Genomic DNA, 23052 nt, shown 5'->3' with positions numbered 1-23052 from the left:
TTTATAGCCCCTTAGCCGCAACATGCCCGCTTCCCAACCCACGCCCTCCGCGCGCGTCGTTAAACAACCTTCGTGCGCTAAGCGGATGTTTATCGCTTTTGCTGGACTGGCGCTGTTGCTTCTTACCGGCATGACAGCGGCCGCCCTCACGTTACGCTATGGGATTTTGCCAAAACTTGATACCTTTAGACCTCGTCTCGAGCAAGTCGCCTCGCGCGCGCTGGGGATGCAAGTCTCGATCGGTCAACTTAGCGGACACTGGCAGGGAGTACATCCTCGGATTGAAATTTCACAATTTACCCTACAGGACGCGAGCGGACGCACCCATTTAATCATACCCCACACTACCGCCATCCTATCTTGGCGCTCTTTGCTTGTATTCAAACCGGTATTGTCGAAGCTAGAGATTCGCGCGCCAGAAATTACGGCCTGGCGCACCACCGATGGCAAATTATTCATCGCCGGCATCGCCGCCAATCCTTCGCTCACGGCGCAGAATAAAGACCAACACGCATTGTGGGACTGGCTATCCTTACAAAAAACCCTCTCTCTCTATAACAGTACATTACATTGGCAAGATCAGACCCAGCCCAATTTAGCTTTTACGCTAACGAGCGAGCAATTCACGTTATTTAACCATAGCGGTCAGCAGCACACGCAGCAAGATATGTCGGTACGCGTACGCCAGCTATCCGTTCGCTTAGACCAAGGCTCAGCCTTATCAGATACGGCTTATAACGCGCCCATTAATCTCATTAAGCGCTTTGATGGACGCTATCGCGCGCCATCCATCGAGCATGGCGCGCGTATCGCCGTGCATGGCGATCTCGCCGATCTGCACTTATTGAGTCAATTCGCTACGCTATCACAGATAACGCCAGCCCTAATCAATCCGATCACCCGCCTCAAACCACGGGGGATACTCCGTGATTACGCCATAGAATGGGAGCAACCCGCGCCTCATGAAAAAGGTCAAACGTCAATTACACACTATCAATTTAAAGCGCAATTTGAAAATATCGGCATCGCAACGTCGAGCCTTCCATTGACGCACCAGAATGCAGACCCTTTTCCCTCGATTTTATCTGGCTTGACGCGGCTTTCCGGCTCCATTGACGCGAATGAAAAATACGGCACTCTCACCCTGGCGTCAAAACAAACCTCCATCACGCTCAATACGGTATTTGACGAACCCACTCTCAAATTCGACACGCTCACCGGCAAAATGGATTGGCAGGTTAAACAGCTTGATTCACGCAAGCTATTTCAAGTTCAGCTTTCTCACCTGAATTTTGCTAACACCGATGCCGCTGGCAGTGTGCATGGAAGTTGGTCGAATCAGACCTCAAAGCAAGGCTATTTAAAATTAGCCGCAGATTTTGAGCGCCTACTCGTTGCCCGCGTGCCCCGCTATTTACCGGCCCACATTAACCCAAAACTTCGAGCCTACCTTAAGCATGCGCTGGTGAGTGGTATCTCACACAAAGCGGTCATCAAAGTCCAAGGCTCACTTGACGAATTTCCATTTCAAGATCCGCGAAAACCTGGCGTTTTCTATATTTCGGCACCATTTGAAAGCGGCTGCTTCAACCCCTCTTCTGATGCAGCAGAAAATCCCGCCATTCAGCCGATTGCACAATGGCCCGCGCTGGAAGATATACGGGGTCATTTTGAGTTAAATCGTACACAACTCAAAGTCAGCGCCAAGTCGGCACGCTATCGTAATGTCGCGCTAAAAGAAATTAAGGCCGAGATTAATGATATATCCACCCATACGGATAATTTAATGATTAGCGGCTCAGCACATGGACCGCTGGATGATATGTTGCATTATTTCAATGCGAGCCCGCTACCGAATTGGACCACGCATTTAACTGAGCAACTACGCGCAAACGGCAACGCCCAGCTTAAGCTGGGACTTGAAATACCCCGCGGGGGTCAAGCGCATACCAAAGTTAAGGGTACGTTGATTTTTTCTAAGAACGGTTTAACTTGGGGGGCCTTACCTCCGCTTACCGCACTTACAGGTCAGCTCAATTTTACTGAGCGCACCCTCACGCTTGCCAAGCTCCAGGCCCAGTGGTTAGGTGGCAAGATCACTGGCGCTGGCGGCGTCAAGGAAGAGGGTTCTACCGCGCTCACGCTGCATGGAAAACTCTCCGCTCAAGCGCTGCAAAATGTATCCGATGACCCCCTACTCGCTACTCTAGCACGCTACCTAAATGGAGCAACGGATTACCAAATCAACGTGCAAGCCGCCCTAAACACCGCCGCGCAGATTACTGCAACCTCAGATTTAACCGGTTTAAGCCTGGGTTTACCCGAGCCATTCTTTAAAGATGCAAAGACCCCAATGCCGCTCCGGTTTGCGCTCAAACCCGTTTACCGCAGTCAGGAAGTTGGATCTGCCGCTACCCGCGCCACGCGCGCGGTTCAAACGCCGAGTTCCCTCGGGCTCTTCCATAGCCGCCTTGATCTGCAAATGGGCCCGCTTAACGCAACTTATTTATTACAGCAAGGCCCGCAGCCCTCCGTTATCAACGGCCAAATTACAATTAGCGAGCCTGCCTCAGCAAAAACCGAGCCCGCCCTCCGCGGACCAGCACGCGGCATTAAAGCCACCCTCAATCTCGAACAGCTTAATTTGGATGCGTGGCGCACCGCCCTAAATTCGCTATTCACGCCACCAACGACCGCTCACTCACCGAACCATCACGGACCATCTAAACAACCCACCCCTTGGTTAGCTTGGCTACCTACCCATCTATCTGCTCAGATTAAAAAATTAAAAGCGGCCAATCGGCATTGGGAAAATACAGAGCTCAGCGCACAGCGCACCCGTAACAGTTGGGAAGCGCATCTCACTTCACCTCAGGCTTTGGGTGATCTGCGTTGGCAATCCTCTTTATCGGCGACAAATGGCATCCTTCACGCACGCTTTAAACACGTCAACCTGCCAGCGCCCATTGCAAGCCAAACTGCGGTGCCAACGAGTACCAAACTAGAAGCTCAGGCCAGCTCTTTTCCGGCTATTGATTGGGTGATTGACCAGCTCACCGTGCACGGCCATGCGCTAGGACAAGTTGAAGTAGCGGCGCACAATACCCTCGATAGCAACGGCGCTCCGGTTTGGCAGCTCGATAAATTACAGCTCTTGAATCCCGCTGCGACCTTGCATGCAACCGGCCATTGGGACCTGCCACACCAGCACCCACTCACTCCGCTCTCAGCCCGAGAAACCGATCATGCTCCACGCACAGCGCTTGCCTTCAACCTTGCCATTAATGATGTGGGCGACTTATTAAATCGCTTCGGGTTACCGCGTACACTACAGCATGGCCGTGGCTCCCTGACGGGCGAGATGAGCTGGCAAGGTACGCCCATAGCGCTGGATTATTCAAACTTAAATGGCTCATTGTCGCTGGCCTTACAGCGCGGGCAAATTCTGCAGATTGAGCAGGGCATTGGTAAATTGCTTGGGGTATTGTCACTGCAAAGTCTGGCGCGTTTTCTAGCATTAGATTTTCGTGGCATATTTGGCTCTGGCTTAACCTTTGACCAAATTAATGGGGCAGGCACAGTCAGAAATGGCGTAGGCTATGTAGATCATTTTGAAATCTTAAGCCCCAGCGCGCGCATCACCATGGTTGGCAACACTCATATTCTGCAAGAAAAGCAAAATTTACTGGTCACGGTTGTACCGTCGATTGATGCCGGTTCCGCCGCATTAGCGACGGCTGCCATCAATCCCTTACTCGGCTTTAGCGGCTACCTTGCGCAATTAGCCCTATCGGCCGCCATCTCCCGCAATTTTTCGCTCCAATATGCGATTACCGGCTCATGGACCAACCCGCAGATTGAACGAATTCCGAGCGAAGCGAGTAAAATTGACTCTCAGACCGAAGCGGCTCCTGCACAATCACTGCATAGTCGCCCTTAAATTACGTTTATGAACCTTATTAAAGCCAACTTGAACTCTCTTACGATTGCCAAAGATACACTCCTCACTCCTTATGGACTTGATGAAGCATTACTAACCGGTATGCTTGCCGACATTTTCACGCGCCGCGTTGACTATGCGGATTTATATTTTCAGGCAACGCACAGCGAATCATGGGAGCTTGAAGAAGGCAAGGTTAAATCAGGGACATTTAATATCGACCAGGGGGTAGGTGTACGTGCGGTGGCCGGTGAACGCACCGCTTTTGCGTACTCAGATGATTTGTCGCCCGCCGCTCTGAAACAAGCTGTCGCCACAACCCATGCGCTCGGCCGCCAAGGCGGGGGCCGCACACGCGTCACGCAAGTTAATTCGCGCCCTAACACAGCCGCGCATAAGCTTTATCTCGGCATTAATCCACTGGCCTCACTGAGCGCTAACGAGAAGATTGCAATACTTGAACGGGTTGAGCATATGGCGCGCAGCCGCGACCCACGCATTAAGCAAGTTATGGCGAATCTAGCTGGTGAATACGATGTAGTGCTGATTGCGCGTGGCGACGGGAGGCTGGCGGCGGATATACGGCCACTCGTAAGAATTTCCATCACCGTGATTGCCGAGCAACATGGCCGCCGTGAAATGGGCAATGGCGGCGGTGGCGGTCGTTTTGCTTATGACTATTTCAGTGATGCCGTACTCGCGGGTTATGTCGATGATGCCGTGCACTCCGCCTTGATCAATCTTGAGGCGCAGCCTGCGCCGGCTGGCGTAATGAGCGTGGTTTTAGGTCCAGGCTGGCCCGGCATTTTATTACACGAAGCCATCGGTCATGGCCTCGAAGGCGATTTTAACCGTAAGGGCGCTTCCGCCTTTGCCGGATGCATTGGCCAAAGAATCGCCGCCAAAGGCGTCAGCGTCGTGGATGACGGAACCTTAGAGAACCGGCGTGGGTCGCTTAATATCGACGATGAAGGCAATCCAACTCAATGCACCCCTTTAATTGAAGACGGAATCTTAACCGGCTATATCCAAGATACGCTGAATGCGCAGTTAATGAAAATGCCTGTGACCGGCAATGCCCGCCGCGAATCATACGCAGATCTGCCGTTGCCCCGCATGACGAATACCTATATGCTAAACGGCAATAAAGATCCACGTGAAATTATTGCCTCCGTTAAAAATGGCTTATACGCAGTCAATTTTGGTGGCGGTCAAGTGGATATTACAAATGGCAAATTTGTTTTTTCAACGTCCGAAGCATACCTCATCGAAAACGGCCAAATCACTGCGCCGGTCAAAGGCGCAACTTTGATTGGCAGTGGTCCAGAATCGCTTAAATATATCAGTATGATAGGCAACGATATGGCTCTGGATTCTGGCGTTGGCGTTTGCAGCAAAGAAGGGCAAGGCATTCCAGTTGGAGTCGGCCAACCCACTTTACGCATCGACCGGATGACGGTTGGTGGTACCGCTTAGCCATAATCCCCACTGATTCGTAGGAGAATGTTTATGTCCCCGCACAATACTGACGACGTCCGTATTCGTGAACTCAAAGAACTTACGCCGCCCGCGCAACTGATCCGGGAGTTTCCCTGTACCGAAGAAAACTCGAAACTTATTTTTGAGACCCGGCAAGCGCTGCATCGTATTTTGCATGGCATGGAAGATCGGCTGATTGTGGTCATTGGCCCATGTTCCATTCATGATCCACAAGCCGCACTTGAATACGCGCGTAAGCTCGTCGTTGAACGCAAACGCTTGGCAGGCGAATTAGAAATCGTGATGCGCGTCTACTTTGAAAAGCCGCGTACGACCATCGGCTGGAAAGGGCTGATTAATGATCCTTATTTAAATAATAGTTTCAAGATCAATGACGGCCTACGCACAGCACGCGAGCTGCTCGTGAAAATTAACCGACTGGGCCTACCGGCGGGTACTGAATATCTTGATTTGATTAGCCCACAATATCTGGCTGATCTGATTTCATGGGGCGCAATTGGGGCGCGCACGACAGAATCTCAAGTGCACCGCGAACTCGCCTCTGGTCTCTCCTGCCCGGTTGGCTTTAAGAATGGCACCGATGGGAGTATCCGGATCGCCGTCGATGCTGTTAAAGCAGCGTCACGACCCCATCATTTTCTGTCTGTCACCAAAGGCGGCCACTCGGCAATTGTCTCCACCATCGGCAACGAAGATTGTCACATTATTCTGCGCGGCGGCAAAATACCCAATTATGATGCGCCAAGCGTGAGCGCCGCTGCCGCAGAAATGGCCCAAGCCGGCTTGGCAGCGCGCCTCATGATCGATGCCAGCCACGCGAATAGCCGCAAACAATGCGCCAATCAAATTCCAGTCTGCGCTAACATCGGCAAGCAAGTTGCCGACGGCGACGAACGTATTGTTGGCGTCATGGTTGAATCACACCTGGTAGCGGGTCGGCAAGATCTTGAAGGGGACAGTCCACTGGCTTATGGACAAAGTATTACCGATGCATGTATTGATTGGAATGACAGCGTAGCTGTGCTAGAGGGCTTATCAGAAGCGGTCAAACAGCGCCGCAGGATGGCCCGCAGTCGCGGCAATTAACACCTCACGCCATACGAGCTCTGCTTATTCCCATGTCTGATATTGCTAGCCAGCTCAACACAGTACGCCAGCGCATTACCAACGCAGCGCGCGTAGCCGGCCGAAATGAGGCTGCAATCAGCTTGCTCGCTGTCTCAAAAACGTTTTCTGCCGCGATGATTCGCGCCGCCTATGCTGCCGGGCAATTATCGTTTGGCGAAAACTATATGCAAGAAGCACTTGAGAAAATCGAGGCTTTGGCAGATTTGCGCGCGCAGCTAGAATGGCATTTTATTGGACCTTTACAGAGCAATAAAACAAAATGGGCCGCGGCCCATTTTGATTGGGTGCATTCAGTTGACCGCCTTAAACTCGCTCAGCGGCTTTCTGAACAACGCCCCACCCATCTGCCACCGCTCAATATCTGCCTGCAAGTTAATTTGAGCGGTGAAGCCAGTAAGAGCGGCATCGCTCCCGCCAATGCAGTCTCGCTAGCACAGGCACTGGCAACGCTACCACGGCTCAAATTACGCGGCTTGATGGCCATTCCCGCCCCGGCGGATACCCTTGATGCGCAGCGCTTGGCCTATCGCCAGTTGTCTCAACTGTTGAATACGCTACGTACTCATGGGCTCGCGCTAGATACTTTATCCGCCGGCATGTCGGCGGATTTAGAAGCCGCCCTCCTCGAGGGCGCAACCCTAGTACGCATTGGCTCAGCGATCTTTGGTACGCGCGCCAGACATTAATTACACTTACAGGGAAATGATTCAATGCATGAGTCAGCCGACCAAGCTTCTATGAAAATCGCTTTTATTGGTGGGGGTAATATGGCCAACGCGCTCATCGGCGGGTTGATTAAAGGTGGCCTATCTTCATCGAATTTATATGCAATTGATGTCAATAGCGATGTATGTGCGCGCCTCAAAGCGCAATGGCAGATCCGCACTAGCACCATGCTCAGTTCAGCCCTGCAGCACTATGATGCACTTGTATTAGCGGTTAAACCACAGCAACTCAAAGATCTTGCTCACGCACTCGCCCCACATCTAAACCAGCAAGTTGTGATTAGCATCGCGGCAGGCATTCGCACAACAACGATACAGGACTGGTTAGGGGGTTATACACGCATTGTGCGTGCCATGCCCAACACCCCAGCTTTAATCGGACAGGGGGTGACAGGCGTTACCGCTTTGCCAGAGGTGAATGCCGCAGGCCGCAAGCTCGCTGAAACCGTGCTAGCCGCAGCAGGGCAAGTCATCTGGTGTGAAGCAGAAACACAAATTGATGCGATTACAGCAATTTCGGGAAGTGGGCCGGCCTACGTATTTTATTTTATCGAAGCACTTGAAGCGGCAGCGCAGCAGCTTGGATTTGATGACGTACAGAGCCGTTCACTTGCGCTTGCTACAATGAGCGGCGCAACTCAACTCGCGACACAATCTAATGAACCGGCTAGCGTATTGCGAGAGCGCGTAACCTCAAAAGGAGGAACCACTGCGGCTGCGCTTGCCTCGTTCACGGCAGATGGTGTAAAAGAAGCGATTATGCGCGGCACGTTTGCCGCCCGGGCGCGAGCTGAGCAAATGGCAGATGAGTTCGGACAAACTTGAAAGTTAGACAACGACCCTTTAGAGAAATTTGCTTAAGGCAACTGCCGCACCAAGTCAGAGTCCCATGATAACAGTGAGTTTAACAATCATGTGCAGCTCGAGCCGTTCTAATTTGGAGTCTAATTTCTCTATCTTGAAATCTAATCTATCTATCGAAGGAAAAGGAACCAGCAGCATTTAAACCAATACATAATGCGCAGCGAGGCCAGCAAACAATAACCCGCCGAGCCAGTTGTTATGTTTGAACGCGGCAAAACACCCCAACCGCTCGCGCGTACGAATCAACCGGTAATGATACGCAACACATATCGCAGCGCCTATCAGGCCGAGCCAAAATGCAAATGTATAAGCCAGCGCTATGCCTATTGCTGCGTAAATAAACAAAAATAACGCATAGCAGCCCATAATCGCCAGCACATCGAATTGACCAAAGGTTAGCGCCGAAGTGCGAATGCCAATTTTTCGGTCATCCTCACGATCCACCATTGCATACTCCGTGTCATAAGCGATTGACCAAAATATATTCGCAATCAGCATCGCCCAGGCCAGCGGTGGCAATTGATTTTGCACAGCAGCAAATGCCATCGGTATGCCAAAGCCAAAAGCGCAGCCTAGATAAGCCTGCGGTAGCGCGAAAAAGCGTTTGGTCAATGGATAACTCGCAGCAAGCAGCGCAGCCACCAGAGCCAGCCATTTCGTGAGTGCATTAAGCGATGCGATAAGCAAGAAAGCCAGTACGGCAATGGCAGCAGCCAGCACTAATGCCTGCCAGGGCGCAATTTGTCCAGAGGTGATTGGCCGCTCGCGCGTGCGCTCAACAAACCGATCAAAATCACGATCGGCATAATCGTTAATCGCACAGCCCGCCGAACGCATTAAGATCGTACCCGTCACAAAAATCAACAACAGTGACAGCGGCGGCGGGCCATTTGAGGCAATCCAAAGCGCGTTCAAGGTTGGCCATAGCAATAATAGAATACCAACCGGCTTATCCAAGCGCAGCAAACGCCAATATAGGACGAACTGCGAAAACAGCCGAGAACTTTTTTTAATCATAGATTGAATGCCCCAAGCCGAAATAAGCAGCCCCACCGAGCAGCTTGCGCGACTTGGTTCATTTCGCTGGGTTTATTCGAGCATTGAACGTAGCATCCAGGCGGTTTTTTCATGCGTTTGCATGCGTTGCGTCAGCAGATCTGCGGTCGGCTCATCATGCGCAGCTTCAGTCACCGGAAATACTTTACGCGCAGTTCTTACTACGGCTTCTTGACCTTCAACCAATTGGCGAATCATTTCCACAGCCGTAGGTACGCCCTCCGCTTCAGGGATAGAGGACAGCTTGATATATTCACGGTAACTACCCGGAGCCGGAAAACCCAGAGCCCGAATCCGCTCGGCGATTTCATCAACCGCGATTGCAAGCTCAGTATATTGCGCCTCAAACATGAGGTGCAAGGTATTGAATTGTGGGCCCGTGACATTCCAATGGAAGTTATGTGTTTTTAAATACAGGGTATAGGTATCCGCGAGTAAATGACTTAACCCCTCGGCAATTTTCTTGCGATCTTGATCATTAATACCGATATTGATATGGGTCGCTGCATTCTTATTCGTCATACGCGCTCCTGAAAAAAGACATAGATACGTTAATTAAGTATTTCAGCAGTTGGAGCCCCGATTGGACTCGCCTTATGCCTGCTTAGCGGGCAATTCCAGCTTTTTTATACCCGATAAATCGCAGGCTGCCACAGCAGAACAAATCACGTCAATGGCCGGCATACGTGTAAAACTTTTGCGCCAGGCCAGCACCACACGGCGATCCGGCACAGGCTCACTGAATGGAATATAAGTCAACATGGCATCATCAAGCGCACTTTTATGCTGCATGATTTTACGCCGGCCAATTTGTTCAGCCGGCACGGAAGTACATGGCAGCACAGTAATACCAATTCCGCTTGCCACCATATGCCGAATAGTTTCAAGTGATGAGCCTTCAAAGGTTTTTTGAATGCCGTCCGTATTTTGCGAGAAACGCATCAATTCTGGACACACACCGAGCACATGGTCCCGGAAACAATGCCCGTTACCCAGTAACAGCATGGTTTCTTGCTTAAGGTCGTGAGCATCGATTGAAGTGTGTTGTTCCCACGGATGCCCGCTAGGTACAGCGACAACAAATGGCTCATCATAAAGTGGACGCATCATTAGCCCAGTTTCGGGAAATGGCAAAGCAATCACAGCCGCATCAATTTCACCTTGTTTAAGCAATTCAATCAGCTTCAAAGTAAAATTTTCTTGCAGCATTAATGGCATTTGCGGCACCATTTTAATCATTTGTTTAACCAGCTTAGGCAACAAATAAGGCCCGATTGTATAAATTATGCCAAGACGTATCGGGCCCGTTAATGGATCTTTGCCTTGCTTGGCGATTTCTTTGATCGCTTGCGTTTGCTCCAACACGCGTTGCGCCTGCGCAATAATCTGCTCGCCAATCGGCGTTACGCTAATTTCATTCGTGCTACGTTCAAAAATCTGTACATTCAGCTCCTCTTCGAGCTTTTTTATCGCGACAGACAAAGTCGGCTGGCTCACAAAACAAGCATCAGCCGCACGGCTAAAGTGCCGTTCACGAGCAATTGCAACGATATATTTAAGTTCGGTCAGAGTCATGTATTGGCAGTATACCAAAACAACTCCCCCCTACTGGATTTAGTTAATTTAATCAAATAAAGTAGGGTTTTTTGTATTGGCCGGTGTAGGGGTGGTGATGAAAAGATGGGGTTGGGAGGAATGAATGCTTCCTTACCGGAGGCAATGGGATGTGGTGAGCAGGGGAATGGCAAATGCGGGGGAATGTGAGGTTGAGGGTAAAGGGGGGAGATAGAATGAATTATTAATTGCAAGCGGTCCAATAAGGAAAAGATGCGCTTTTATAGCCGGGCTTGGGACCCGTTCCTATCGGAGAGTATGAAAGCCCCCCGAAAGTTGAACTCTCGTTCAAGACTTTTGGTGGGCCGCTCAAACACAAAGCAAGGTCAGTCATTAATTGATCGACGGATTAATCTGAGTGTTCTAATGGACATTGCATTTTGGGGTAGATCTAGGATTGTATATTTCTCAAAAACAGGTTGTGCCTTAAGAGTTTCAAGATCGAAGCCAGCATAACACCATAATTCTACCGTTTTTAGATTAGAGGCCTTTTGGAGAAACATTACAAATCCCTCTATATCAAGCTTCTCGCTACTTAAATTCAAAGATTCCAATTGTTTAAGACCAGAGAGTGCCTTAATCGCTTCAAGATCGATAGCAGGATAACCTTTTAAAATTAATGTTTTTAAATGAGAGGTCTTTGAGAGAAGCGCTGCACACTCCTCTGCAGAAAGCTGAGGTAAACTTAAATCTAAGAATTCTAATTGTTTAAAAATAGGGAGCGCCTTAATCGCTTCAAGGGCGATGCTTGGACAATACCTTACCTTTAATTTCTTTAGATTAGGCGTCTTTAAGAGAAGCGCTGCAAGCGCCTGCCCAGAAAGCTGCGATATATCTAAATCCAAAGATTCCAATTGTTCAAAATCAGAGAGTGCCTTAAGCGCTTCAAGAGCGATGTCTGGGCAATCTCTTAAATTTAACGTTTTTAAATGAGGGGTCTTTGAGAGAAGTTCGGCAAGCACCTCTCCAGAAAGCTCAGATCCATCTAAATCCAAAGATTCCAATTGTTTAAAATCAGAGAGTGCCTTAATCGCTTCAAGAGCGATGACTGGGCAATTGCTTAACTTTAGCGCTTTTAGATGAGGGGTCTTTGAGAGAAGCGCTGCAATCGACGCTCCAGAAAGCTGCGATGCACCTAAATCCAAAGATTCCAATTGTTTAAAATCAGAGAGTGCCTTAAGCGCTTCAAGAGCGATGTCTGGGCAATACCTTAACTTTAACGTTTTTAGATGAGGCATCTTTGAGAGAAACGCTGCAAACACCTGCCCAGAAAGCTGAGATCTACTTAAATCCAAAGATTCCAAGTGTTCAAAAACAGGAAGCGCCTTAATCACTTCAAGAGCGATGTCTGGGCAATGGCTTAACTTTAACGTTTTTAGATGAGGCGTCTTTGAGAGAAGCGCTGCAAGCGCCTGCCCAGAAAGCTGCAGAAATCCACTTAAATCCAAAGATTCCAATTGTTCAAGATTAGGGAGTGCCTTAATCGCGTCAAGAGCAATGTCTGGGCAATGGCTTAACTTGAGCGTTTTTAGACGAGACGTCTTTGAGAGAAGCGCTGCAATCGACGCTCCAGAAAGCTCGGAGTCACTTAAATCTAAAGATTCCAATTGTTTAAGATGAGAGAGTGCCTTAATCGCATCAAGAGCAATGTCTGGGCAATTGCTTAACTTGAACGTTTTTAGACGAGACGTCTTTGAGAGAAGCGCTACAATCGACGCTCCAGAAAGCTGAGAAGAGTGCTGAGAAAAACGCTGAGGAAGTTGACTTAAATCCAAAGATTCCAATTGTTCAAAATCAGAGAGTGCCTTAATCGCGTCAAGAGCAATATCTGGGCAATTGCTTAACTTGAGCGTTTTTAGACGAGACGTCTTTGAAAGAAGCACTGCAATCGCTTCTCCAGAAAGCTCAGAGTCACTTAAATCCAAAGATTCCAATTGTTTAAAATCAGGGAGTGCCTCCATCGCTTGAGGATCGATTGCGCCGTCTTCCTGTTTGAGTTTCAAATGCTTTATATCAGGCGATAATGCTTTTAAGATGTCATGTGTGCAGGCAGCCGTTGTTAGCGTGAGCGGAGCTCGCCACTCTGTTTTTGCTAGAAGAACCTTCACCCCTTTAAAATCTTCGGGATCTTTCAACAGGATAGGGCTCAGCATTGGGCTGGCCATGACATCCATCTCTCTGGAAACTTCGCGCATCTTTTTAATACTTTCTTGGAGCTCCGCGTGGGGTATGACGCCCCATATCTTTAGCCAAATTTCAGGTGGAACGCTTAATACGGCTGGAGGCTTAGTTTGAGCGCGAGTTAATGCAGCTGCATCTGGGCTATTCTGAGTTGCAGTCGGTGTGGGTTCTGGGTTATTGATAGATACCCGATGAGCAGAAAAGGGGTGACCAGACAGAGGCAACATATATATTCCTTGCTTATAGATTCGAATTTCGTAACATTCGAGGATAAATCATTCCGCAGAATTTAGGAAGCCTTAATTGAATCGAAGGATTTTCCGATTTTGTTTCAATTGCATGGGAAGGGGATTGGAGGGGTAGGGAGCAGTAAAGCGGGGATAGCGAGGTAAAAGGGGGGCGATAAAAACAAAAAGCCCCCATATAGGGGGCTTTGAGTAATAGAGAAGCCTGACGATGCCCTACTTTCACACGGGAATCCGCACTATCATCGGCGCGGTGTTGTTTCACGGTCCTGTTCGAGATGGGAAGGGGTGGTACCAACACGCTATGGTCATCAGGCGTAAGGGGTAGAGAAACTGAGTTAAGGTCAATTTCTCAAATGGGGTTGGAAGAAGAATAGGTAATAGACTAAGACACACGAGTTATAGGGTCAAGCCACACGGGCAATTAGTACTGGTTAGCTAAGCACATTACTGCGCGTACACACCCAGCCTATCGACGTTCTGGTCTTGAACGACCCTTAAGGGGAATCGAATTCCCGGGAAGTCTCATCTTGAGGCGAGTTTCCCGCTTAGATGCTTTCAGCGGTTATCTCTTCCGAACATAGCTACCCGGCGATGCCACTGGCGTGACAACCGGTACACCAGAGGTTCGTCCACTCCGGTCCTCTCGTACTAGGAGCAGGTCCTCTCAAACTTCCAGCGCCCACGGCAGATAGGGACCAAACTGTCTCACGACGTTTTAAACCCAGCTCACGTACCTCTTTAAATGGCGAACAGCCATACCCTTGGGACCGGCTACAGCCCCAGGATGAGATGAGCCGACATCGAGGTGCCAAACACCGCCGTCGATATGAACTCTTGGGCGGTATCAGCCTGTTATCCCCAGAGTACCTTTTATCCGTTGAGCGATGGCCCTTCCATACAGAACCACCGGATCACTATGACCTGCTTTCGCACCTGTTCGACGTGTCAGTCTCACAGTTAAGCACGCTTATGCCATTGCACTATCGATACGATTTCCGACCGTACCTAGCGTACCTTCGTACTCCTCCGTTACGCTTTGGGAGGAGACCGCCCCAGTCAAACTGCCCACCATGCACTGTTCCCGACCCGGATCACGGGCCAAGGTTAGAACCGCAAACAAACCAGGGTGGTATTTCAAGGTTGGCTCCACGCGAACTAGCGTTCACGCTTCAAAGCCTCCCACCTATCCTACACAGACCGGTTCACAGTTCAATACAAAGCTACAGTAAAGGTTCATGGGGTCTTTCCGTCTAGCCGCGGGTAGATTGCATCATCACAAACATTTCAACTTCGCTGAGTCTCGGGAGGAGACAGTGTGGCCATCGTTACGCCATTCGTGCAGGTCGGAACTTACCCGACAAGGAATTTCGCTACCTTAGGACCGTTATAGTTACGGCCGCCGTTTACCGGGACTTCAATCAAGAGCTTGCACCCCATCATTTAATCTTCCGGCACCGGGCAGGCGTCACACCCTATACGTCCACTTTCGTGTTTGCAGAGTGCTGTGTTTTTATTAAACAGTCGCAGCCACCAATTTTTTGCAACCCTTTCTCCCTCCTGGCGCAGGCCAGTCAAGATACTAGGGCGTACCTTATCCCGAAGTTACGGTACCAATTTGCCGAGTTCCTTCTCCCGAGTTCTCTCAAGCGCCTTAGAATACTCATCTCGCCCACCTGTGTCGGTTTGCGGTACGGTCTCGTTAGACTGAAGCTTAGAGGCTTTTCTTGGAACCACTTCCAATTGCTTCGCAAACTTACGTTTGCTCGCCCCACACCCTTGAATTCCGCGCCCGGATTTGCCTAAGCGCCTTCTCCAATGCAGAGACCGGGATTTCCAACACCCGGACAACCTTCCGCGATCCGTCCCCCCATCGCATCTAACGACGGTGCAGGAATATTAACCTGCTTCCCATCAGCTACGCATTTCTGCCTCGCCTTAGGGGCCGACTCACCCTACGCCGATGAACGTTGCGTAGGAAACCTTGGGCTTACGGCGAGGGGGCTTTTCACCCCCTTTATCGCTACTCATGTCAGCATTCGCACTTCCGATACCTCCAGCATACCTTTCGATACACCTTCACAGGCTTACGGAACGCTCTCCTACCATGCATATTACTATGCATCCGCAGCTTCGGTGACTGGCTTGAGCCCCGTTACATCTTCCGCGCAGGACGACTCGATCAGTGAGCTATTACGCTTTCTTTAAAGGATGGCTGCTTCTAAGCCAACCTCCTGACTGTTTTAGCCTTCCCACTTCGTTTCCCACTTAGCCAATCTTGGGGACCTTAGCTGGCGGTCTGGGTTGTTTCCCTCTTGACGTCGGACGTTAGCACCCGGCGTCTGTCTCCCGTGATTGCACTCTTCGGTATTCGGAGTTTGCTATGGCGAGGTAATCCGCAATGGACCCCTCTACCATGACAGTGCTCTACCCCCGAAGGTGATACACGAGGCACTACCTAAATAGTTTTCGGAGAGAACCAGCTATTTCCGGATTTGTTTAGCCTTTCACCCCTATCCACAGCTCATCCCCTAATTTTTCAACATTAGTGGGTTCGGACCTCCAGTACGTGTTACCGCACCTTCATCCTGGCCATGGATAGATCATCCGGTTTCGGGTCTACACCCAGCAACTATCGCCCTATTCGGACTCGCTTTCGCTACGCCTGCCCTAATCGGTTAAGCTCGCTACTGAATGTAAGTCGCTGACCCATTATACAAAAGGTACGCAGTCACCCCTTACGAGGCTCCTACTGTTTGTATGCATGCGGTTTCAGGATCTATTTCACTCCCCTTCCGGGGTTCTTTTCGCCTTTCCCTCACGGTACTGGTTCACTATCGGTCGATCACGAGTATTTAGCCTTGGAGGATGGTCCCCCCATCTTCAAACAGGATTTCACGTGTCCCGCCCTACTTTTCGTATCCTTAGTTCCACACACGAGCTTTCGCATACAGGGCTATCACCTTCTATGGCCGGACTTTCCATTCCGTTTCGCTAACTCATCTGCTAAAAAATACAGGCTCTTCCCATTTCGCTCGCCACTACTCTGGGAATCTCGGTTGATTTCTTTTCCTGCGGCTACTTAGATGTTTCAGTTCACCGCGTTCGCTTCTCTTGACCTATGTATTCAGTCAAGGATGACCCATACGGGCCGGGTTTCCCCATTCGGAGATCTTCGGATCAATGCTCGTTTGCCAGCTCCCCGAAGCTTTTCGCAGGCTACCACGTCCTTCTTCGCCTGTGATCGCCAAGGCATCCACCACATGCACTTATTCACTTGACCCTATAACTAGGGTGTCTCTAAGTACTTGTTTGTCTTATCTCAACGGCTGACTTCCGTCTCAATAAGTCGATACAATCTATTACCCATGTACATCCTCAACGTTCCATCTCAAGAACGCTTCAATGTACTTCTTCTTCCAATTTGTTAAAGAACGTGATCATCTCGCGACAATCTTTATCCGATAAAATTCCTAACTCAGAAACCCTAACGGATAACGATTGGTGGAGGCAGACGGGATCGAACCGACGACCCCCTGCTTGCAAAGCAGGTGCTCTCCCAGCTGAGCTATGCCCCCTGATCCTTCAATCCCTCAAGTCTGTGCTTTTGGTGGGTCTGGTAGGACTTGAACCTACGACCCCACGCTTATCAAGCGTGTGCTCTAACCACCTGAGCTACAGACCCGATTTACAGTCGATAAGTGTGGACACTTAATTCCAGCTTTCTCTTGAAAGGAGGTGATCCAGCCGCACCTTCCGATACGGCTACCTTGTTACGACTTCACCCCAGTCATGAATCCTACCGTGGTGACCGCCCTCCTTACGGTTAGACTAGCCACTTCTGGTAAAACCCACTCCCATGGTGTGACGGGCGGTGTGTACAAGACCCGGGAACGTATTCACCGCGGCATGCTGATCCGCGATTACTAGCGATTCCAACTTCATGCAGTCGAGTTGCAGACTGCAATCCGGACTACGATCGGCTTTCTGAGATTGGCTCCCCCTCGCAGGTTTGCAGCCCTCTGTACCGACCATTGTATGACGTGTGAAGCCCTACCCATAAGGGCCATGAGGACTTGACATCATCCCCACCTTCCTCCGGTTTGTCACCGGCAGTCTCCTTAAAGTGCTCTTGCGTAGCAACTAAGGACAAGGGTTGCGCTCGTTGCGGGACTTAACCCAACATCTCACGACACGAGCTGACGACAGCCATGCAGCACCTGTGTTACATCTCTCTTTCGAGCACTCTGTCCTCTCAGACAGATTATGTACATGTCAAGGGTAGGTAAGGTTTTTCGCGTTGCATCGAATTAATCCACATCATCCACCGCTTGTGCGGGTCCCCGTCAATTCCTTTGAGTTTTAATCTTGCGATCGTACTCCCCAGGCGGTCAACTTCACGCGTTAGCTTCGTTACTAAGGATAGCTATCCCCAACAACCAGTTGACATCGTTTAGGGCGTGGACTACCAGGGTATCTAATCCTGTTTGCTCCCCACGCTTTCGTGCCTCAGCGTCAGTACTGGCCCAGGAGGCTGCCTTCGCCATCGGTGTTCCTCCACATATCTACGCATTTCACTGCTACACGTGGAATTCCACCTCCCTCTGCCATACTCTAGTCTGCCAGTCACGTATGCAGTTCCCAGGTTGAGCCCAGGGATTTCACATCCGTCTTAACAAACCGCCTACGCACCCTTTACGCCCAATAATTCCGATTAACGCTTGCACCCTACGTATTACCGCGGCTGCTGGCACGTAGTTAGCCGGTGCTTATTCTTTCGGTACCGTCAGCCATTAAGATTATTTACCCTAACGTTTTCTTCCCGAACAAAAGTGCTTTACAACCCGAAGGCCTTCTTCACACACGCGGCATTGCTGGATCAGGGTTGCCCCCATTGTCCAAAATTCCCCACTGCTGCCTCCCGTAGGAGTCTGGGCCGTGTCTCAGTCCCAGTGTGGCTGGTCGTCCTCTCAGACCAGCTACGGATCGTCGCCTTGGTAAGCCTTTACCTCACCAACTAGCTAATCCGACATCGGCCGCCCCTATAGCGCGAGGCCCTAAGGTCCCCCGCTTTCATCCGTAGATCGTATGCGGTATTAATCCGGCTTTCGCCGGGCTATCCCCCTCTACAGGACACGTTCCGATGCATTACTCACCCGTTCGCCACTCGCCGCCAGGCCGAAGCCCGCGCTGCCGTTCGACTTGCATGTGTAAAGCATGCCGCCAGCGTTCAATCTGAGCCAGGATCAAACTCTTCTGTTTAATTCCTGTTGTGCTCTCTCAAAGGTTGACAGGTCGCAGATTTCTCTACTTCCTATCTTGTTTAAGTGAGACTTGATTTCTTCTTCGCCCCACTCAGACTTGCGTCCAAGCAGGGCCGCCTTCATCAAGTGCCCACTCTTATCGACTGTTATTTTTTAAAGATCGCTACACTTCCCTTCCGGTTCGTGTCTCGCTGTCTCAGCAGCGAAGGAACGAGATTATGCAACCCACTAAACATCCTGTCAAGCACTTTCTCTTAAATTTATTTAGATCTTGCGAGATTGACGTTTGCCGCGGTAATCGCCGTCATATTGATGATCCGCCGCACGGTAGCGGCGGGGGTCAAAATATGCACAGGTTTTGACGCGCCGAGCAAAAATGGACCGATGGTTAGCCCTTCACCGCTGGTTATTTTTAATAAATTGTAGGCAATATTCGCCGCCTCAAGACTTGGCATAATCAGCAAATTAGCTTCGCCGGTTAGAGTTGAGGCGGGAAACGCTGCTTTGCGTATCGCTTCAGACAGCGCAGCGTCGCCATGCATCTCACCTTCTACCTCGAGTTTAGGCGCGCGCTCAGCAATCAACGCCCGAGCTTTAGCCATCCGCTGCGAGGCCGCACTAGGCACGCTGCCAAAATTTGAGCTGGATAACAAAGCAATCTTTGGCGTGATGCCAAATCGCTCGATCTCCCGCGCAGCAAGAATCGCCATCTCAGCAAGTTGCTCCGAACTTGGCTCTGGATTGACATAGGTATCGCATATAAATAAATTGCGCTTGGGTAACATCAGTAAATTCATCGCAGCAAAATAGCTTGTCTGCGGTGCACAACCCAGCACTTGGCGAATAAATTTAAGATGGCTATGGTAGGTGTCAGTAAGGCCACAAATCATGCCCTCGGCCTCACCTAAATGAACCAAAATAGCGCCAATTAGGGTGTTCGATTTGCGTATTGCCGCTTTCGCTACTTCAGGCGTAACGCCATCGCGCGCACTGAGTCGATGGTACTCTTGCCAGCTCTGTTGATAACGCGGGTCATCTTCTGGATCAACAATAATTAAATCTTGTCCAAGCTTTAACTTTGAGCCGATTTTTTTTAAGCGCATTTCGATCACAGCAGGACGGCCGACTAAGATAGGTTGCGCAATCTTTTCGAGCAGAGCAAATTGAGCCGCACGCAAAACCCGTTCGTCCTCGCCTTCGGCAAACACCATCCGCGCCGGCGCGGCTTTTGCCGCGGCGAAGACTGGGCGCATTACCATCCCCGTGCGGTAAACTGTCCCGGCGAGCTGATCTCGATAAGCATTCATGTCCTCGATCGGCCGCGTGGCGACACCTGAGTCCATCGCCGCCTGCGCTACCGCCGGGGCAATTTTGATGATTAGCCGTGGGTCAAATGGCTTGGGGATTAAATAATCGGGCCCAAACTCAAGCGAGTGGCCTTCATACGCCTTCGCCACCTCATCGCCTTGATCGCATTCTTGCGCCAATTCAGCGATCGCCTTAACGCAGGCCAGTTTCATCTGTTCCGTAATAGAAGTTGCCCCTACATCCAGGGCGCCACGGAAGATGAAGGGAAAACACAAGACATTGTTAACTTGATTCGGATAGTCAGAGCGCCCCGTTGCAATCACAGCATCTGGACGTACCTGTTTAGCAAGCTCTGGGCGAATTTCCGGCTCAGGGTTCGCCAGCGCAAGAATCAGGGGCCTAGCGGCCATGCCCTCTACCATCTCAGGTTTTAGCACACCCGCTGCTGAACAGCCGAGAAAAACGTCCGCGCCTTGCATCGCATCAGCTAGCTCACGTGCTTGAGTCTTAGCAGCGTAACGCGCTTTAGTTGGATCAAGGTTGGTGCGACCATCATGAATCACCCCTTTTGAATCGACAACCAGAACATGGGCTTTATTTAATCCAAGATCAACCAGTAAATCTAAACAAGCGATGGCGGCAGCGCCCGCGCCTGAACAAACCAGCTTCACTTCGTTCAAGTTTTTGCCAACGATTTTTAAGCCATTTAGGATAGCCGCGGATGCGATAATCGCCGTGCCGTGTTGATCATCATGAAAAACCGGAATCTTCATCCGTTCGCGCAACTTTTGTTCGATGTAAAAACACTCAGGCGCTTTAATATCTTCAAGATTGATGCCGCCAAGCGTTGGCTCCAACATCGCAATCGCGTCAACCAGTTTATCTGGATCGCTTTCCGCTAGCTCAATATCAAATACGTCAATTCCCGCGAATTTTTTAAACAAACAACCTTTGCCTTCCATCACAGGTTTAGCGGCCAGCGGCCCAATATTGCCAAGGCCCAATACTGCCGTGCCATTCGTGATCACCCCCACGAGATTGCCGCGTGAAGTGTATTTCTGCGCAGCCAGCGGATCTTGATAAATCGCCTCGCATGCCGCCGCGACACCTGGCGAGTAGGCTAAAGCCAGGTCTAGGCTATTTGACAAGGGTTTAGTCGGCGTAACCGAGATTTTGCCGGGGCGGGGAAACTGATGATAAGAAAGGGCGCTTTGCTTAAGTTGTTCGTCCATACATCTAACCTGTAATTTCGTTGATTTTAAGCCCAAAGGAATTAGGCTGCCCGACGATCGATGGAGATGAATTCGCTCATCGCCGCGGGGGACTTAGTGTACACCGCAAGGCGGTGAATAAGAGTAAATACAGTATTTTTGTGATTTATTTTCGCCATCCATCGAAAATTTTTGCGCGGATTCTAGTTGACAGCCTTGCTGTCCTAAAGGGTCAGCGATTTCTACTATGTTCAACTGAGCAGCCCCAAAAAAGTTAGGCATGGCAAAACCACTTCTACCACAAAGATGTATTACGGGCGGACTTGCCACACATTCGGGTAAAATGTGGGCTCTGCTCAGATAGGATGTGTCATGATAGGCTTTGATCGCCAATTAATTGCTGATACCACAGCGAAAATTCTGCTAGAAGTGCAAGCCGTGCATTTTAATACCGTCAACCCTTTTATGTTGACTTCTGGCCGAGCCAGTCCCGTATATATCGATTGCCGCAAACTCATTTCGTTTCCACGCGCGCGCCGCATGTTAATGTCAATGGCTGAATCAACCATTCTAAATGAAATTGGGTTTGAAGAACTTGATGCTGTCGCCGGCGGTGAAACAGCAGGCATTCCATTTGCCGCCTGGATTGCTGATCGCTTGATGCTGCCCATGCAATATGTGCGCAAAAAACCTAAAGGCTTTGGCCGGAATGCGCAGATTGAAGGCCATCTCACCGAAGGGTCACGCGTTCTACTGGTGGAAGATTTAACCACCGATAGCCGCAGCAAACTTAATTTTTGTGCGGCGCTGCGTACAGCGGGCGCTCAAGTTAACCATGTCTTCGTGCTATTTCATTACGATATATTCGCCGAAAGTCGTACCGTGTTAAAAGACATCGGGGTTGAGCTCCATGCGCTGGCTACTTGGTGGGATGTTCTTCGTGTGGCCAAGTCACTCAATTATTTCGATCCTGCTACGCTGGATGAAGTCGAAAAATTCTTACATGCTCCCGCCGCATGGTCGATGGCACACGGCGGCTCTGAGACAGCGACCTAATGATTAAAGTATTTGTTGACGGGCAGGAAGGCACTACGGGTCTAAAGATTTTTGAATATCTTGCGGCCCGCAGCGAAATTGAAATCTTGCGCATTGATGAAGATAAGCGCAAAGATGTTGCACAGCGGCGTGCTCTGATTAATGCTTCAGATCTGACGTTTTTATGCTTACCCGATACTGCAGCACGTGAATCGGTCACGCTTGTCGACAATCCGGATACCTGCATTATCGATGCTAGCACCGCCTTTCGCACCCATAATGATTGGGCATATGGACTACCGGAGCTCAATCCGGCGCAACGCTCACGTATCCGTACGGCCCAGCGCATTGCCGTGCCAGGGTGCCATGCATCGGCTTTCATCCTCTCGGTCCATCCGCTCATCGCCAAAGGCGTCATGCCGCCTGATTGCCCACTGAGTAGCCACTCAATTACGGGATATAGCGGCGGCGGCAAACAAATGATTGCGGCTTATGAGCAAGGTGAAAACCCGCTACTGGCTAGTCCTAGACCTTATGCACTTGGCCTTGAACACAAACATTTGCCAGAAATGACCGTGCATACCGGGCTTGCCGCCGCGCCCATTTTCACGCCGATTGTGGCTTCTTTTTATCAAGGTTTGGCGGTCAGCACCTGTTTTTACTCGCGCCATCTTGCGCGTGGCGTTGGCCCTCAGCATATTCAGGCGGTGCTTGCTGAATATTATGAGAATGAGCCTTTTATCTGCGTCGCGCCATTTGATCACGCAGCTAATCTTGATGAAGGTTTTTTTAACGTGCAAGCATCCAATCACACTAACCGTGTTGATCTTTTTGTGTTTGGTAACCAGGACCGGATTATCCTCATTGCTAGACTGGATAACCTTGGCAAAGGCGCTTCAGGAGCGGCGCTCCAGTGCATGAATTTGCGTCTTGGCGTAAATGAAATGACCGGTTTAAAGGCGTGATCGCAAAAATATAGAT

12 protein-coding genes, 2 tRNA genes and 3 rRNA genes are annotated in these 23052 nt (G+C 50.2%); 7 read left to right on the top strand and 10 right to left on the bottom strand.

The annotated features are described in order from the left end of the window. Positions 1–22 precede the first annotated feature (22 nt). The 5 genes from MPB2EB_RS00480 to proC are packed head-to-tail and all read left to right on the top strand — an operon-like array spanning position 23 to position 8118. Positions 23–3940 carry a YhdP family protein gene (locus MPB2EB_RS00480; protein ID WP_185181948.1) on the top strand — a complete coding sequence of 1306 codons (3918 nt, stop codon included), beginning with the start codon at positions 23–25 and terminating at the stop codon, positions 3938–3940. Positions 3941–3949: 9 nt separating this feature from the next. Next, positions 3950–5416 (top strand): metalloprotease TldD, encoded by a 1467-nt coding sequence (gene tldD, locus MPB2EB_RS00475; RefSeq protein WP_185181947.1) that lies wholly within the window; start codon positions 3950–3952, stop codon positions 5414–5416. Between the two features lie 33 nt (positions 5417–5449). After that, entirely contained in the window at positions 5450–6526 is a 1077-nt protein-coding gene (gene aroG, locus MPB2EB_RS00470) for a 3-deoxy-7-phosphoheptulonate synthase AroG (protein ID WP_185181946.1), read from the top strand. A gap of 32 nt (positions 6527–6558) precedes the next feature. Then, positions 6559–7254, top strand: coding sequence for a YggS family pyridoxal phosphate-dependent enzyme (locus MPB2EB_RS00465; protein WP_185181945.1), 696 nt, complete (start codon positions 6559–6561; stop codon positions 7252–7254). A 51-nt stretch (positions 7255–7305) separates the two neighbouring features. Beyond that, a complete protein-coding gene (gene proC, locus MPB2EB_RS00460) occupies positions 7306–8118 on the top strand; it encodes a pyrroline-5-carboxylate reductase (protein ID WP_185181944.1) in 813 nt (270 codons plus the stop codon). Between the two features lie 177 nt (positions 8119–8295). Here proC and ubiA read toward each other — a convergent pair whose 3' ends face one another. The 10 genes from ubiA to MPB2EB_RS00410 all read right to left on the bottom strand — a co-directional run bounded on the left by ubiA (position 8296) and on the right by MPB2EB_RS00410 (position 21057). Further along, positions 8296–9174: a 4-hydroxybenzoate octaprenyltransferase gene (gene ubiA, locus MPB2EB_RS00455; protein ID WP_370576605.1), complete on the bottom strand. Its 879-nt coding sequence runs from the start codon at positions 9172–9174 to the stop codon at positions 8296–8298. A 72-nt stretch (positions 9175–9246) separates the two neighbouring features. Continuing rightward, entirely contained in the window at positions 9247–9735 is a 489-nt protein-coding gene (locus MPB2EB_RS00450) for a Dps family protein (protein WP_185181943.1), read from the bottom strand. 72 nt (positions 9736–9807) lie between these two features. Continuing rightward, positions 9808–10788 (bottom strand): LysR substrate-binding domain-containing protein, encoded by a 981-nt coding sequence (locus tag MPB2EB_RS00445; RefSeq protein ID WP_185181942.1) that lies wholly within the window; start codon positions 10786–10788, stop codon positions 9808–9810. Positions 10789–11153: 365 nt separating this feature from the next. Continuing rightward, complete coding sequence (locus MPB2EB_RS00440) at positions 11154–13235, bottom strand: hypothetical protein (RefSeq protein ID WP_185181941.1); 2082 nt, start codon at positions 13233–13235, stop codon at positions 11154–11156. Between the two features lie 221 nt (positions 13236–13456). Then, a 5S ribosomal RNA gene (gene rrf / locus MPB2EB_RS00435) occupies positions 13457–13569 on the bottom strand. An 87-nt stretch (positions 13570–13656) separates the two neighbouring features. Continuing rightward, positions 13657–16536 (bottom strand): 23S ribosomal RNA (locus MPB2EB_RS00430). A gap of 219 nt (positions 16537–16755) precedes the next feature. Continuing rightward, positions 16756–16831, bottom strand: a tRNA-Ala gene (locus MPB2EB_RS00425). A 30-nt stretch (positions 16832–16861) separates the two neighbouring features. Continuing rightward, positions 16862–16938 (bottom strand) — tRNA-Ile (locus tag MPB2EB_RS00420). 46 nt (positions 16939–16984) lie between these two features. Beyond that, positions 16985–18515, bottom strand: a 16S ribosomal RNA gene (locus tag MPB2EB_RS00415). The 16S, 23S and 5S rRNA genes sit together here with 2 tRNA genes alongside, the layout of an rRNA operon. A gap of 262 nt (positions 18516–18777) precedes the next feature. Beyond that, positions 18778–21057, bottom strand: a complete 2280-nt coding sequence (locus tag MPB2EB_RS00410; RefSeq protein ID WP_185181940.1) for an NADP-dependent malic enzyme — start codon at positions 21055–21057, stop codon at positions 18778–18780. Positions 21058–21408: 351 nt separating this feature from the next. Here MPB2EB_RS00410 and MPB2EB_RS00405 point away from each other — a divergent pair, with 351 nt between their 5' ends. Then, positions 21409–22092 (top strand): orotate phosphoribosyltransferase, encoded by a 684-nt coding sequence (locus tag MPB2EB_RS00405; RefSeq protein WP_185181939.1) that lies wholly within the window; start codon positions 21409–21411, stop codon positions 22090–22092. Further along, on the top strand, positions 22092–23036 hold the full coding sequence (argC, locus tag MPB2EB_RS00400; protein WP_185181938.1) for an N-acetyl-gamma-glutamyl-phosphate reductase: 945 nt from the start codon (positions 22092–22094) through the stop codon (positions 23034–23036). The genes MPB2EB_RS00405 and argC overlap by 1 nt, the downstream gene beginning before the upstream one ends. Positions 23037–23052: the final 16 nt, after the last annotated feature.

Source organism: Mycoavidus sp. B2-EB (assembly GCF_014218255.1).
In the GTDB taxonomy this organism is placed as follows: Bacteria; Pseudomonadota; Gammaproteobacteria; order Burkholderiales; family Burkholderiaceae; genus Mycoavidus.
Note: the sequence above shows the minus strand (reverse complement) of the source record. Positions and strands in the feature narration are given on the sequence as shown.